Source organism: Salipiger sp. D13 (assembly GCF_003703915.1).
Taxonomy (GTDB): domain Bacteria; phylum Pseudomonadota; class Alphaproteobacteria; order Rhodobacterales; family Rhodobacteraceae; genus Salipiger; species Salipiger profundus.
This window is the reverse complement of the sequence record NZ_ML112598.1, coordinates 80,462-94,268: the sequence shown is the minus strand read 5'-3', so window position 1 is coordinate 94,268 and position 13,807 is coordinate 80,462. Positions and strand designations below refer to the sequence as shown.

12 protein-coding genes are annotated in these 13,807 nt (G+C 70.8%); 9 read left to right on the top strand and 3 right to left on the bottom strand.

Going from position 1 to position 13,807, the window contains the following annotated elements:
* Positions 1–1,380 carry an FAD/NAD(P)-dependent oxidoreductase gene (locus D6860_RS13455; RefSeq protein WP_076625499.1) on the top strand — a complete coding sequence of 460 codons (1,380 nt, stop codon included), beginning with the start codon at positions 1–3 and terminating at the stop codon, positions 1,378–1,380.
* A complete protein-coding gene (locus D6860_RS13450) occupies positions 1,377–2,537 on the top strand; it encodes an NAD(P)/FAD-dependent oxidoreductase (protein WP_076625500.1) in 1,161 nt (386 codons plus the stop codon). The genes D6860_RS13455 and D6860_RS13450 overlap by 4 nt, the downstream gene beginning before the upstream one ends.
* 475 nt (positions 2,538–3,012) lie before the next feature.
* On the opposite strand, the gene D6860_RS13445 is transcribed toward D6860_RS13450, so the two are convergent.
* Positions 3,013–5,847, bottom strand: a complete 2,835-nt coding sequence (locus D6860_RS13445; RefSeq protein ID WP_076625501.1) for an FAD-binding and (Fe-S)-binding domain-containing protein — start codon at positions 5,845–5,847, stop codon at positions 3,013–3,015.
* Between the two features lie 62 nt (positions 5,848–5,909).
* On the opposite strand from D6860_RS13445, the gene D6860_RS13440 reads away from it, so the two are divergent.
* Positions 5,910–6,824: a LysR family transcriptional regulator gene (locus tag D6860_RS13440; protein ID WP_076625502.1), complete on the top strand. Its 915-nt coding sequence runs from the start codon at positions 5,910–5,912 to the stop codon at positions 6,822–6,824.
* Between the two features lie 119 nt (positions 6,825–6,943).
* A complete protein-coding gene (locus D6860_RS13435; protein WP_076625503.1) occupies positions 6,944–7,771 on the top strand; it encodes a sugar phosphate isomerase/epimerase family protein in 828 nt (275 codons plus the stop codon).
* Positions 7,772–7,781: 10 nt separating this feature from the next.
* Here D6860_RS13435 and D6860_RS13430 read toward each other — a convergent pair whose 3' ends face one another.
* Positions 7,782–8,087 carry a hypothetical protein gene (locus D6860_RS13430; RefSeq protein WP_076625504.1) on the bottom strand — a complete coding sequence of 102 codons (306 nt, stop codon included), beginning with the start codon at positions 8,085–8,087 and terminating at the stop codon, positions 7,782–7,784.
* A gap of 210 nt (positions 8,088–8,297) precedes the next feature.
* Here D6860_RS13430 and phnC point away from each other — a divergent pair, with 210 nt between their 5' ends.
* From phnC to D6860_RS13405, 5 genes are all read left to right on the top strand, one after another.
* A complete protein-coding gene (gene phnC / locus D6860_RS13425; protein ID WP_017467664.1) occupies positions 8,298–9,119 on the top strand; it encodes a phosphonate ABC transporter ATP-binding protein in 822 nt (273 codons plus the stop codon).
* 51 nt (positions 9,120–9,170) lie between these two features.
* Positions 9,171–10,079, top strand: coding sequence for a phosphonate ABC transporter substrate-binding protein (gene phnD / locus D6860_RS13420; protein ID WP_076625705.1), 909 nt, complete (start codon positions 9,171–9,173; stop codon positions 10,077–10,079).
* A 122-nt stretch (positions 10,080–10,201) separates the two neighbouring features.
* Positions 10,202–11,068, top strand: a complete 867-nt coding sequence (gene phnE / locus D6860_RS13415) for a phosphonate ABC transporter, permease protein PhnE (RefSeq protein WP_076625505.1) — start codon at positions 10,202–10,204, stop codon at positions 11,066–11,068.
* A gap of 1 nt (position 11,069) precedes the next feature.
* Positions 11,070–12,383, top strand: a complete 1,314-nt coding sequence (gene phnE / locus D6860_RS13410; RefSeq protein WP_076625506.1) for a phosphonate ABC transporter, permease protein PhnE — start codon at positions 11,070–11,072, stop codon at positions 12,381–12,383.
* Positions 12,383–13,000, top strand: coding sequence for an LbetaH domain-containing protein (locus tag D6860_RS13405; RefSeq protein WP_076625507.1), 618 nt, complete (start codon positions 12,383–12,385; stop codon positions 12,998–13,000). The genes phnE (D6860_RS13410) and D6860_RS13405 overlap by 1 nt, the downstream gene beginning before the upstream one ends.
* Positions 13,001–13,008: 8 nt before the next feature.
* On the opposite strand, the gene phnF is transcribed toward D6860_RS13405, so the two are convergent.
* Entirely contained in the window at positions 13,009–13,740 is a 732-nt protein-coding gene (phnF, locus tag D6860_RS13400) for a phosphonate metabolism transcriptional regulator PhnF (RefSeq protein WP_076625508.1), read from the bottom strand.
* Positions 13,741–13,807: the final 67 nt, after the last annotated feature.

Sequence of the window (13,807 nt, the reverse complement as noted above, 5' to 3'; positions counted from 1 at the left end):
ATGGACGACACCGCGACAATCGTCATCGTCGGCGCGGGTCCGGCCGGGCTCGCGGCTGCCCGGGCGCTGGTCGAGGCCGGCTTGCGGCCCATCGTCATCGAAGAGGCGTCGCAGCCCGGCGGGCAAGGCACACGGCGCCTGTCCCCCCTGACGGAGCCGCACCGCGAGGCGCTCTTCGGCAAGGCGGCCGATGCAATGGCCCGGCGTGAAGCGGCCGAAGACGCGCTCCTGCGCCGTTGCGACGTCCGCACGGGCACCCTGGTCTGGGCCTGCCATGACAATCGGCTGGAGCTGCTCGGGCCGGAGGGGTTCTCGAGCCTGCCCTACACCCATCTCGTCATCGCGGTCGGTGCGACCGACCGGTTGATGCCGGTGCCGGGCTGGACGTTGCCCGGCGTGTTCACGCTTGGCGGCGCACAGGTCGCGCTGAAACGCCACGCAAGCTTCATCGGGCAGAAGGTGGTCTTTGCCGGCTCCTCGCCGCTGCTCTATCTTGCCGCGGCCCAGTATCTGCGGCTGGGGCATCGCGCGCTGACCGTGCTCGACACCACCCCGGCGCGCGGCAAGGCGGGGGCGTTCCCGGCGATGCTGCGCCATGCCCCCCGCAGCGCGCTGCAGGGGTTGGCCCTGATCACCGAGCTCCGGCGCGGCGGCGTGCCGATGCACTGGGGCGTCCAGCTGGAGGCGATCGAGGGGGCCGGCCGTGTCGAACGCCTGCGCTACACGACGGCCCGGGGCGGGCCCGGCACCGCAGAGGCGGACGCGGTTGCCCTCGGACACGGCCTGAGGGCCGAAACCCAGCTCGCCGAGCTGGCAGGGGCCGCCTTCGATTACGACCCCGCGTTCCGGCAATGGTTCCCCCGGACCGACGAGATGGGCCGGGCAGGCGACCGGCTCTGGCTCGCCGGGGACAGTGCCCGCACCGGCGGCGCCGAGGCGGCGGATGCCGCGGGCCACCTCGCGGCGCGAAGCCTGCTCGAAAGCCTCGGACACCCGGTCGACGCGACCGCCGCCGGCCGGGACAAGCGGCGGCTGCGCGCACAGCAGTCATTCCAGCGGGCGATGACCGGCGCGTTCCGCTGGCCCGCCGAACAGGCGGCGGCCCTGTCCGACGACGTGCTGGTCTGCCGCTGCGAACGGGTCACTGCCGGCGAGATCCGCTCGGCACTCGCGACGCCCTCCGGCCCCACCGAGGTCAACCGCGTGAAATCCATCACCCGCTGCGGCATGGGGCGCTGCCAGGGCCGGTTCTGCGGCCAGGCGCTTGCCGAGATCGTGGCCTCGGCGACGGGCACCACGCCCGGCCGGCTGCGGGCGCAGGCGCCGATCCGCCCGATTCCGCTGGTCTTCGATTCCCCGCACCGGGAGGGCAAGGCTTGACCCGGACCACCGCAAGCGACGTCATCGTGGTCGGCGGCGGCCTGTTCGGCGCGTTCACCGGCCTCTTCCTCGCCCGCGCGGGGCTGCGGGTGACGCTGCTCGAAAAGGGACAGGTGGGGGCGCAGGCCTCGGCCACCAACTTCGGCAACCTGCGACTGCACGGACGCTCCGCCCGGCAATACCCGCTGTCCATCCGCGCCCAGGAGTTGTGGGAGGCCTACGAGACCCTGACCGGCGAGGGCTGCGAGATCATCCGCACGGGTCATCTCTACTTTGCCGGTGGCCCGCGCGGCGAGACCCAGCTGCGCAAGGACGTCGAGACCGCCACCCGCTTCGGCGTCGAGTCGCAACTGCTCGAAGGCAGAGCCCTGCGGGACCGGTTCGGCTTCCTGTCGCCGCGCATCCGTCTCGCCGCCTTCAGTCCGCGCAGTGCCGTGGCCAACCCGCGCCTCAGCACGCCGCCCGTGGCCCGGGCGCTGGCCCGCGCCGGCGGCACCGTGATCGAGGGCTGCGAGATCGCCGGCTTCGAGCTCACCGCGTCGGGGTTCGCGGTCACAAGCGCCGACGGCCGCCGTTTCGAGGCCCCGAAGCTGGTGAACGCGGCCGGGGCCTGGGCGGGCAAGCTCGCGGAACAGGCCGGGGAACCCGTGCCCATGTTCAGCGCGGGCCCGCCGCAGTTCGTCACCGAGCCCCTGCCCCACCGGCTGCCCCCCTCGGTGCACATGGTCGAGGGCGATGTCATCGTGCGCCAGATCGCGCGGGGCAACATCATCTTCTCGGGCTACCCGCGCACGCATTCCCTGCCGTCGGGCGAATTCACCCATGTTCCGCCCGCCAAGACACTTCGGGGCATGCGCGAGCTGGTCGACTGCATTCCGATGCTGGCGCGGGCCGAGATCATCCGCGTGTGGTCCGGTGTCGAGGGATACCTGCCGGACATGCTGCCGGTGATCGGGGCCAGCACCACGACGCCGGGGCTGTTCCATGCCTTCGGCGGCAGCGGCGGCGGCTTCCAGATCGCCCCGGCCGTCGGCGAAAGCCTCGCCGCACTGGTGCGGGGCGAGGCACCGCCGGTCGACGTCGCGGGCTATGGCATCGACCGCTTCACCGAAGACTCGGAGGTGTCCGAGAAGATCCACCTCGAGTTCGACAAGTGAGTTCCTGACAAAGCCCGCTGCACTGGCAGCCAACGGGCAACGGCAGTCCGTCGCGCTGAACTCTTGTCACCAGCGACCAGGACAACTGGCCGGACTCGTTCTGCACCGAGGTGGTCGCCATTTCCTCGACAGGTTCGCAGCGCTTCCGGGCTTGACTGTTGATCTTGCCGCAGCCTTGAGGCCAGGGCCGTTGAGGGCCTCGACCGGCATTCTGCCTCCGAGAGACGCACGCGGGCGCCCGGTGTTGCAGAAGGTCATCCCTCTGCCGTTCCCTGCCCAGGCCGCGGGCCCGGTTTCGAAGGCGTGGCGGCGGGCTCATGCCGGACTGCTGGACAATCCTCAGGACAGCACCCGGCGGCTCGCCCGGTCCCAAATCCCGACAAGGGAGCAGCAGCCACGCCGTGTCGGAGTGCAAGTGATGAACGTCCGGAGCTGGCCATCGCGGCCCGGAGAGTCATCGCCGGGAAACCGCCCGCTAGGCGCCCAGCCGGTCGGCCAGCAGACCCAGCGGGTGACGCATCGGCCGGCCGCCGTGCCGCGCCCCCTGGCAGCGGCAGGAAAAACCGGTGGCGGCGGCATCCTCGGCGCCTGCCAGCGGTGCGGCCCAGGACATCTCGAACAGCCGGCGCGACATCTCCTGGTGGCGGTCCTTGTGGCCGAACATCCCCGCCATGCCGCAACAGCCGGTGGCAGGGGTTTCGATACTCAGACCGAGGCCGGCGAAGACCTCCTGCCAGTCCGATCGCGCGGCGGGGGCCCCGGTGCTCTCGGTGCAATGGGTGAAGAGCGTGAGTGCCCCGCCCCCGGCCTGCGGGAAGACCGCGCCACGCCGCAGTTCGGCGGCCAGGAACTCCTGCGGCAAAAGCACCTCGGGCACGTCGAGCCCGGCCTTGCGGTAATCCTGCCGCAGCGCCATGACAAATGCCGGGTCGAGCCCGATCATCGGCACCTTGCGGGCCGCCGCCTCGCGCAGCGAGGCCGCGAGCGCCTCGGCCATGCGGCGAAAGCCCTTGCGATCGCCAAGATCGCCCGCGACCTTGCCCGCCGGGCGCATGTCGACGAACAGCGGCCGGTAGCCAAGCGCGGTGAGCCCGCGCCGCACGTCACGCTGGGTGGCGCCGTCGTAGAGCGCCGAGAACCAGTCCATCCAGACCAGCACCGTCCGCTCGGGCAGCGCCGCATCGCGCAGGTCGCCCGGCGCGATGCGCGCCGCACGCGGCAGCGGTCGCGCGATTTCCGACGGCAGGTCGGTCACGCCCAGCACCCGCTCGGCGATACGCCGCGCCAGCGGCCATGCCGGGCGCATGAGCGGCGCGGCGCGTTGCAGCCACGGGCTCAGCCGCTCGGCCAGCAGCATTGCCCGGTCGGTCAACGGCCGCGCGTGGCGGGCGTAATAGTCGGCGAAGAACGCCGCCCGCATCGAGGGGATGTCGACCTGAACCGGGCAGCTCGAGGCGCAGGCCTTGCAGCCGAGGCAGGTGTCGAGAGTCCCGAGCAGGTCGGCCTCGTCCACCTCCTGCGTGCCGTGCCTCCGGTCCTCGTGCCACGCGCGCAGCGCATCGGCGCGGCCCTTGGGCGACTGCCGCAGGTCGGCGGTGGCCTTGAACGACGGGCACATCGGCACGCTCGCGGCGTAGCTCAGGCATTGCGCGTTGCCGTTGCAGCGGAACGCCTTTTCCAGCGGGTCGCCCTCGGGCGCGTTGAACGGGCGGAAGGGCGTGGTGGCGATGCCCATCACCGGGGCGTCGACCGACACCAGCTTGCCCGGGTTGAAACGCCCCGAGGGGTCGAAGGCCGCCTTGACGCCCTGCAACGCGGCATAGGCCTCGGGGCCGATCCAGCCCTCGAGATAGGCGCCGCGCACGCCCTTGCCGTGCTCGCCCCAGAAAATGCCGCCGTGACGGTTCACCAGCGCAAAGATCGCGTCGGAGACCGCGACCAGCGTCTCGCGGTCGCGCTCGGCGTCGATGTCGAGCGCGGGCCGGATGTGCAGACAACCGACGTCGACGTGGCCGTAGATTCCGAAGCCCAGCCCCGCCTTCGTCAGGATGTCGAGAAACCCGTCGAGGAAGGCCGGCAGCTCTTCCGGCGGCACCACGCAATCCTCGACGAAGGCCACCGGGCGGGCGCGGCCCTCGACCTTGCCGAGCAGCCCCACGCCGGCCGAGCGGATCGCCCAGAGCTCGCGGATCTCGTCGGGGTCGGGCGCGACATGCACCGCGCGGATGCCGGGCAGGTCGCGCAGCCGGGCCTCGCAGGCCGCGAGCCTCGCGTCGAGCTCGGCCGGATCGTCCCCGTTGAACTCGACGAAGGTATAGGCGACGGCCTCGCCGCCGGTCGGGCGCAGCGCCTCGGGCAGCCGCATCAGCAGCCCGGCCTCGCCCGCGAGCGCCTGCACCCGCTCGTCCATCACCTCGATGGCGGTGGGATCGTCCTGCATCAGCGGCAGCGCCGCCGCCAGCGAGTCGCGGAAGCTCGCGAACCCCGCGACCACCAGCCGTTTCACCCCGGGCAGCGGCCGCAGCTTGACCCGGATGCGGGTGATCGGGCCCAGCGTGCCCTCGGAGCCGGGAAACAGCCGCCACCACTCGAAGCCGCCCTCCTCGGGGCAGGCCCGTTCGAGATCGTAGCCGGTGTAGCGCCGGTTGAGCTTCGGCGTGTTGGCGACGAAGGCCGCGCGCCCGGCGCGTGCCGCCCGCTCGGCCCCGGCAAGCATCGGTGCGGCCCAGTCCGGCGCGGGATCGAGGCTCGAGACCAGCCCCTGCCCCCGCGCGATCTCGACGCCGAGCAGGTTGTCGGAGGTCTTGCCGTAGATCCGCGAGCCCTTGCCCGAGGCATCGGTCGAGACCATGCCGCCGACCGCGCAGCGGGTCGAGGTCGAGGTCTCGGGCGCGAAGAACAGCCCCCGGGGGCGCAGCTGCGCGTTGAGGTCGTCGAGCACGATGCCCGGTTCGACGTCGGCCCACTGCCCCGCCGGATCGACCGCGAGCAGCCGGGTCATGTGGCGCCGCATGTCGAGGATCACGCCGCGGTTCAGGCTCTGCCCGTTGGTGCCGGTGCCGCCGCCGCGCGGGGTGACGGGGATTCCGGCGAACCGGTCCTCTTCGAGCACCGCCATCACGGTCACCACGTCGGCGGCATCGACCGGCGCGACGACGAGGTCGGGCAGGATGCGGTAGACCGAGTTGTCGGTCGACATCGCCGCCCGGAGCGCGCTGTCGCGCTCGACGTCGCCGCGAAAGCCCGCCGCGCGCAGGGCGGCGGGCAGGCCGGAAAGGGCAGAGGTGAAATCGGGTTGCGGTGCGGTCATCTGGGCATCTCCTGTCGGGTCGCATATTGACCGCCCGCGCGCGTTCTTTGAAATTGAAAGTTATGAAGTTGGATTCGGAAAATACGAACTTCAACCTGCGGCACTTGCGGGCGATCCACGCCGTCTGGTCCGAGGGCAGCTTTGCCCGCGCGGCGGACCGGCTCGGCGTCGTGCCCTCGGCGCTGACCGAGACCGTGCGCCAGATCGAGGAGATCGCCGGCGGCGCGCTCTTCGACCGGCGCAGCCGGCCGCCGGCACCGACCCCGCTCGGGCTGGCGTTCCTCAAGGACACGGCGCCGGTGCTCGAGGCGCTGGACCTGTCGCTTTCGCGGGTGCGCGACCGGGCGCGCGGACGGCAGGCCAGCCTGCGGATCGGGGCGACACCTTCGGCGATCACGCCGCTGGTGGCGCCCGCGATCATGGCGTTCCGGCGCGCCCACCCCGAGGTCACGCTGACCCTGCACGACGACATCGCCGAGACGCTGGCCGAGATGGTCGCCGACGACCGGCTCGACCTTGCCGTCGCGGGGCGCGCGCGCAGCTCGCCCGATCTGGTGCAGACGCCGGTCGCCTCCGACCCTTTCGGCCTCGCCTGCCCCGCCCCGCATCCCTTTGCCGCCCGAGGTGCGCCGGTCTCCCTTGCCGAGATCGACCCGGAGGAGGTCATCCACCTCAGCACCAACACCGGCACCGCGCGGCTTCTGGCGGGCGCGCCCTCGCTGCCCGAGACGCTGAAGACCGGGCGGCTGCGGACGCATTCCACCGTGGCACAGCTCTGTCTCGTGCGGGCGGGCGTCGGTGTCGCGCTTCTGCCGCGCAACGCGGTCACCCTGTTCAACGACCCCGCCATCGCCTTTGTCCCGCTGGCCGATCTCGTGCTCGACCGGGTGCTCTACCTGCTGCGCCCGGCGCGGCGCACGGCCTCGCCCATGGCGCTGCGCTTCGAGGAAATGCTGGCGCTGCCCGCGACCGGGTAACCCCCGGACCGACCGCAGAAATCACCGAGATGTCACCAAAGCGTAGCGCCGCTGAAACGCGGGCGCGCGGTTGATGCGCGCGATGCCCCCTTTTCCCGAAGAGCAACAGGACACCGCCCATGCCCGCACTCAGGCCCCCGCTCAGGATCGGCGCCGCGCTGACCGCCGCCGAGATCGCCACCCACCGCGACTGGCTGTTCGACCACGACCGCGACATCGAGATCCAGGACTTCATGTCCCACGCGGCGCTCACGCACGAGCGCGACGACCGCGTCGCCGCCGTCCGCGCGGCGCTTGACGGCCATGCCGGCAGGCGCGGCATCCACGGCCCCTTCGAGGGGCTCGACATCGACAACAAGGACCCCGAGCTGCGCCCGCTCATCACCGCGCGCTTCCTTGCCGCGCTCGAGGCCGCCGACCGGATCGGCGCGCGGCAGATGGTCATGCACTCGCCCTACACCCGCTGGTACGAGTACAACCGCCTCGCGCAGCCTGACTACGCCGCGACGAAGCTGGCGCTGGTCCATGACGTCATGGCCCCGGTGGTGCGCAAGGCCGGCGAGATGGGCATCACGCTGGTGATCGAGAACATCCACGACGTCCGCCCCGAGACCCGCCGGGAGATGGTCGAGAGCTTCGGATCGGAGGCCATCGCGCTGTCGATCGACACCGGCCACGCGCAGCTTGCGCGGCGCATGTCGGGCGCGCCGCCGGTGGATTACTTCGTGCGCGACGCGGGCGCGCGGCTGGCGCATGTCCACCTGCAGGACCTCGACGGCCACGCCGACCGCCACTGGGCCCCGGGCGAGGGCGAGATCGAATGGCCGGCGGTGTTCCGGGCGCTCGCCGATTGCAACGGCGCGCCGCATCTGGTGCTGGAACTCGCAGACAGCGCCGACATCCCGGCGGGCTTTGCCCACCTGCAGCGGCTGGGGCTCGCGGTCTGAGGCGCCCGCCTCAGGCCGGGTTGGCGCGGGCGGGAGCCGGGACCGCTTCCCAGCTTTCGCCCATGGCGACGATGCAGGCGGTGCCGCTGCTGTAGCTCTGCACGAGAATCCAGTCGCCGCTGTCCGGCGCGACCCAGATCTCGAGAACGGTATCGGGCCCGCGCAGGCCCTGCCCCTGCCGCGTGGCGCCCTGCACCGTGGCAAGCCTCTGTTCGAGCCTCGCGCGGTCGTCGCAGATCACCTCGGCCAGCTGGGCCGGGGCGGCGGCGGGCAGCATCAGGCAAGTGAGGAGGGCGGCGCAGGCAAGACGGGTCATCCTCCGAGGCTAGCAAAGCGGGCGAGTCGTGTAACGCTTTTATGACGCGGCGCACCGTTTCGGGTGGCGGATGCCGGAAACCCCGGCACACCGCCGCACGGACAGGCGCTGTCATCGCCCCGATACAAAACCTTCGGAAATCCGTTTCCAAACCGTCACCGAAGCGTCGGGAACCCTGAAGTAGGTCCGCTACAAATTCGAGGGGATACGATGCTGGACGTACAGGCACTGACGAAGACATTCGGTGACAAGACCGCCGTGGACCGGGCGAGCTTTGCCGTCGACCGCCCCATGATGATCGGCATCATCGGGCGTTCGGGCGCGGGCAAGTCGACCCTGCTGCGGATGCTGAACCGGCTCAACGACGCGAGCGATGGTGCCATCCTCTTCGAGGGTCACGACATCACCGCGCTGCGGGGCGCCGAGCGCCGTCAATGGCAGTCGCGCTGCGCCATGATCTTCCAGCAGTTCAACCTCGTGCCGCGCATGGATGTGGTCTCGAACGTGCTGCACGGAACGCTCAACCGCCGCTCGACATGGGCCACGATGTTCAACCTCTACCCGCAGGAGGACATCCACCGCGCCATCGAGATCCTCGACCGGCTCGGCATCGCCGAGCAGGCACCCAAGCGGGCCGAGGCGCTTTCGGGCGGGCAGCAGCAGCGCGTCGCCATCGCGCGGGCGCTGATGCAGGACCCGGCGATCATCCTCGCCGACGAGCCCATCGCCTCGCTCGACCCGATGAACGCACAGATCGTGATGGAGGCGCTGCGCCGCATCCACGAGGAAGACGGCCGCATGGTCATCGCCAACCTGCACACGCTCGACACCGCGCGGCGCTACTGCGACCGGGTCATCGGCATGCGCGACGGGCGCATCGTCTTCGACGGCACCCCGGCGCAGCTGACCACCGGCGTCGCGCGCGACATCTACGGCGCGGGCGCCGGCTTCTCCGAGGCCGCGACCTCGACGCAGATCGAGACCCTCGACCAGACGCTGCTCGAAGAGGCCAAGGCCGAAGCGCTCGTCTGATCCGGAAGACCCAAAACGACCACAGACATCCCTTCATCCATGGAGACCCTGATGAACAAGATCATCGCAGCCGCACTGGCGACCACCGTTCTGGCCGGCACCGCCGGCGCCCAGGAAATCGAGGAGTTCCGCATCGGCATCCTCGGCGGCGAGAACGCCCAGGACCGCATGAACTCGTATTCCTGCCTGCAGACCTACGCCGAGGAAGAGCTGGGCGTTCCGGTCAAGCTGTTCGCCCCCGCCGACTACAACGGCGTGATCCAGGGCCTGCTGGGCGGCACGCTCGACATGGCTTGGCTCGGCGCGTCGGGTTACGCGGCCACGTTCCTGCAGGACCCCGAGGCGGTCGAGCCGGTGCTGGTGAAGCAGAACCTCGACGGCTCGATCGGCTACCACTCGATCGGTTTCGCCCGCAAGGACAGCGGCATCGCCTCGCTGGAAGACATGCAGGGCAAGGTCTTCGGCTTCGGCGACCCGAACTCGACCTCGGGCTACCTGATCCCCTCGATCGAGATCCCGCAGGAAGCCGACGAGATCACCATGCAGCCGGGCGACTACTTCAAGGACGTCGTCTTCACCGGCGGCCACGAGCAGACCATCGTCGCGGTGAACAACGGTGACATCGACGGCGGCGTGACCTGGGCCGACGGCCAGGGCAACTGGGAAGACGGCTACAACTCGGGCGCCCTGCGCAAGGCCGTGGACGCGGGCCTCGTCGACATGAACGACCTCGTGCAGATCTGGCAGTCGAAGGTCATCCCCGAGGGCCCCGTGGTCGTCCGCAAGGCGCTGCCGCAGGACGTCAAGGACCGCATGACCGCCCTTGTCGACACCCTCTACGAAACCGACCCCGACTGTGCCTACGGCGTTGCCGCCGGCGACACGCTCGGCTTCCAGCCGGTGACCCACGACACCTACCTGTCGGTCATCGAGGCTCGGAAGGCCAAGATCGGCGGCTGATCGCGCGGCACCGACACGGTGCCGGTGCGGCGCGACCGCGAAGGCGCGCCGCACCGCTGATCCGACAGACCGCGACACGCCCCGGGCCACAGGCCCGGGGCATCCAATGCAAGGCCCTCCCCATGACAGATGCCTCACTGACCGGCCCCCGGGCCGTCGATTCCATTCAGCACGCCTACATGGCGCAGGTCCGGCGCAAGCGGCTCTACGGCGGCCTCGCGCTGGCGATCTTCGCGCTGCTCATGGTGTCGGGCTTCAACCTTGCCGACGCGCGCAACGCCGGCGGCTTCTGGGACGGGCTGCACAACATCGGCGACTATCCCGCCGACGTTCTGTCCGAGGCGTGGGAGAAACGCGCCGACCTGCCGGCGCTCATGGTGGAATACTTCCCCGCGCTGGTCGAGACCATCAACATCGCCGCCGTCTCCACGCTGCTGGGCGCCAGCGCCGGGCTGGTGCTGTCGCTGCTGGCCACCCGCGGACTGGCGCGCTGGCCGCGGCTGATCCCGCTGTTCCGGCGCCTGATGGACATCATGCGCGCCATCCCCGAGATCGTCATCGCGCTGGTGCTGATCTTCGTGCTGGGCGGCGGGCCGGTGCCCGCGATGATCGCCATCGCCATCCATACCGCCGGCGCGCTCGGCAAGATGTTCTCGGAGGTGGCCGAGAACGCCGACCTCAAGCCCGTCGAGGGCCTCGCGTCGACCGGCGCGTCCTGGGCGCAGCGCATGTGGCTCGGGATCCTGCCACAGGTGGCGCCCAACTACGTCAGCTACGCGCTGCTGCGCTACGAGATCAACATCCGCGCCTCGGCCATCCTCGGCTTCGTCGGCGCCGGCGGGCTCGGCTACGAGCTGCGCAACGCCATGGCCTGGGGACCGGGCCGCTTCGACGAGGCCGCCGCGATCTTCATCCTGCTGTTCGGCACCATCGTCTTCTTCGACCAGCTCTCGAGCCGTTTCCGCAACCGCCTGACCGAAGGGGCCTGACATGACCGCCACCGACCTCGGCCTCGCCAAGGCCAACGCCGACCGCCTCTTCCGCCGCAAGACCCTGACCGCCGTCGCGTGGCCGGGCCTCGTGCTCCTTTACTTCGCCTACATCTTCTTCGCCTTCGACCTGCCCGGCCTCGCGCAGCGCGCCAACTGGGACAACGCCGTCACGCTCGCCTCGGACAGCTGGTCCTACAAGACCCATGTCACCCGCTCGAACCGCACGGGCGAGATCACCTATGCCGTCGAGGGCGAGCGCAAGGGCACCTACCCCGAGGGCCAGCGCCCCGACTGGGTGAGCGGCGACGACGTCGTGACCGTCGACATGGGCGGCGACCACGTCGTGCGGCTGCTGCCCGACAACCGGGTCGAGATCGCGCTGCCCGGCTACCCCGACATCGAGGCCCGGATCGAGGGCCGCACCGTCACCACCAACCTGCCCGACACCCCGCCCGAGTGGATCAGCGCCTCGTCGCGCCGGGTGGGCATCACCACGCCCGAGGGCCGCATCACGCTCACCGGCTCGAAGACCGAGATCTTCAACTACTTCCCCGGATGGGAGCTGTTCTGGTTCACCTTCGAGAGCCCCTACCACGGCCACGGCATCGGCGAGATCCTCTTCGGGCCGCGCCTTGACGAGAGCCGCGCCAACATCGCCGGCGCGGTGCAGGACTGGTGGAACAACCCGATGTGGCGCCACAAGGACGTGGCCTGGGCCATCGGCGAGACCATCCTCATGGCCTTTCTCGGCACCATGGGGGCGGCGATGATCGCGCTGCCTCTGGCCTTCCTCGCGGCGAAACGCTTCACGCCGCTGGTGCTGCTGCGTGCAGCGACGCGGCGGGTCTTCGACTTCGTGCGCGGCGTCGACGCGCTGATCTGGACGGTGGTGCTGGCCCGCGCCTTCGGTCCGGGCCCGCTGACCGGGGCGCTGGCGATCCTCGTGACCGACACCGGCACCTTCGGCAAGATCTTCTCGGAGGCGCTCGAGAACGTCGACGGCAAGCAGATCGAGGGCGTCGCCTCGACCGGCGCCAAGCCGCTGCAGCGCTACCGCTTCGGGGTGATCCCGCAGGTGGTGCCGGTGCTGCTGGCACAGTTGCTCTACTTCCTCGAATCCAACACCCGCTCGGCCACCATCATCGGCGCCATCACCGGCGGCGGCATCGGGCTGATGCTGACGCAGGCGATCCAGACCCAGAAGGACTGGGAAGAGGTCGGCTACTACATCATCCTGATCGTGCTCATGGTGATGGCGATGGACTCGGTCTCGGGCTGGCTGCGGGCAAAGCTCATCGGGCGCGCCGACTGATGCCGCGCCTGTCGCCCGACGCCCCTCTCGTGCATCCCGACTGCGAGATCGCCGACAGCAGCTTCGGCGCCTACACCGAGGTCGGGCGCGGCAGCCGCATCGCCCACAGCAGCCTTGGCGATTACAGCTACTGCGACCGCTACGCCGACATTGCCAACGCGACCGTGGGCAAGTTCGCCAACATCGCGAGCTTCACCCGGATCGGCGCGACCGACCATCCGCTCGACACCGCCGCCTGCCACCACTTCCTGTATCGCTCCGACGACTACTGGGACGACGCCGACCGCGACGCGGCGTTCTTCGCACACCGGCAGGCGCGCCGCGCGCGGGTCGGCCATGACACCTGGATCGGCCACGCCGCGATGATCAAGCCCGAGGTCACCGTGGGCGACGGCGCGGTCATAGCCGCCGGGGCCATCGTGACGAAGGACGTGGCGCCCTACACCATCGTCGCGGGCACCCCGGCGCGGCCGATGCGCCTCCGCCAGCCGCCCGAGATCGCCGAACGGCTCATCGCGATGGCGTGGTGGGACTGGCCGCATGACGCGCTGCGCCTCGCGCTCGACGATTTCCGCACGCTCTCCGCCGAGGCCTTCCTCGAGCGCTACGGCGGCTGAGGCGCGGCTCAGGAGTCGAGCGTCAGCGTCACCCGCTCGCCCGCCCACCAGGTGGTGCCGTATTCGACCGGCCGGCCCTCGGGGTCGGCGTTGAGACTGCGGGTGCGCACCAGCGGCGCGCCCTCGCTCACCTGCAGGTGCAGCGCCTGCGTGGCATCCGCCGGAACCGCCGTGATCCGGGTCGAGAGCCGCGTGTAATCCGCCACCCCGGCCCGGCTCAGCGCATGGGTGACGCCCCTGCCCTCGGCCAGCGCCTCCTCGATCCCCGGCAGGCGCGCGCAGGGGTAGATCGACTCCGCCAGCGCCAGCGGGTGCCCGTCGCCCAGCGACAGGCTGTGCGTGGCGACGACCGGCGCGCCCTCGGGGATCTGCAGCGCCGCCGCCTCGCCGGCGGTCGCGGCGCGCGGCTCGATCGACAGGATGCGCCGACCGGGGAAACGCCCCGCGCGGCGCAGGTTCTCGGTGAAGCGGGTGCGCCGGCCGATCGGGTAGTCGGTGGGCGCCATCGCCACGAAGGCCCCCGCCCCGCGCCGGGTCCGCACCAGCCCCTCGTCGACCAGCGCGCTCAGCGCGTGGCGCACCGTGTGGCGGTTCACCCCGAAACGCGCGGCCAGCGCCGCCTCGGTCGGCAGCTTGTCCCCGGCGGCGTAGCGGCCCTCGGACATCTCGCCGCGCAGGCTGTTGGCGATGGCCTGCCAGACCGGCGTGCGGCCCCGTCGCGATGCTGTGTCGTCACCCAAGTTTCACAAATCTCCGCTGTGCCCCGAAGGAGAATCTGGTAAGATGTGTCTAGTTGTATAGGAATAA

Coding starts and splice junctions, on each gene's coding strand:
- D6860_RS13455 (WP_076625499.1), top strand. CDS start 1: ATGGACGACACCGCGACAATCGTCATCGTCGGCGCGGGTCCGGCCGGG.
- D6860_RS13445 (WP_076625501.1), bottom strand. CDS start 5,847: ATGACCGCACCGCAACCCGATTTCACCTCTGCCCTTTCCGGCCTGCCC.
- D6860_RS13440 (WP_076625502.1), top strand. CDS start 5,910: ATGAAGTTGGATTCGGAAAATACGAACTTCAACCTGCGGCACTTGCGG.
- D6860_RS13435 (WP_076625503.1), top strand. CDS start 6,944: ATGCCCGCACTCAGGCCCCCGCTCAGGATCGGCGCCGCGCTGACCGCC.
- D6860_RS13430 (WP_076625504.1), bottom strand. CDS start 8,087: ATGACCCGTCTTGCCTGCGCCGCCCTCCTCACTTGCCTGATGCTGCCC.
- phnC (WP_017467664.1), top strand. CDS start 8,298: ATGCTGGACGTACAGGCACTGACGAAGACATTCGGTGACAAGACCGCC.
- phnD (WP_076625705.1), top strand. CDS start 9,171: ATGAACAAGATCATCGCAGCCGCACTGGCGACCACCGTTCTGGCCGGC.
- phnE (WP_076625505.1), top strand. CDS start 10,202: ATGACAGATGCCTCACTGACCGGCCCCCGGGCCGTCGATTCCATTCAG.
- phnE (WP_076625506.1), top strand. CDS start 11,070: ATGACCGCCACCGACCTCGGCCTCGCCAAGGCCAACGCCGACCGCCTC.
- D6860_RS13405 (WP_076625507.1), top strand. CDS start 12,383: ATGCCGCGCCTGTCGCCCGACGCCCCTCTCGTGCATCCCGACTGCGAG.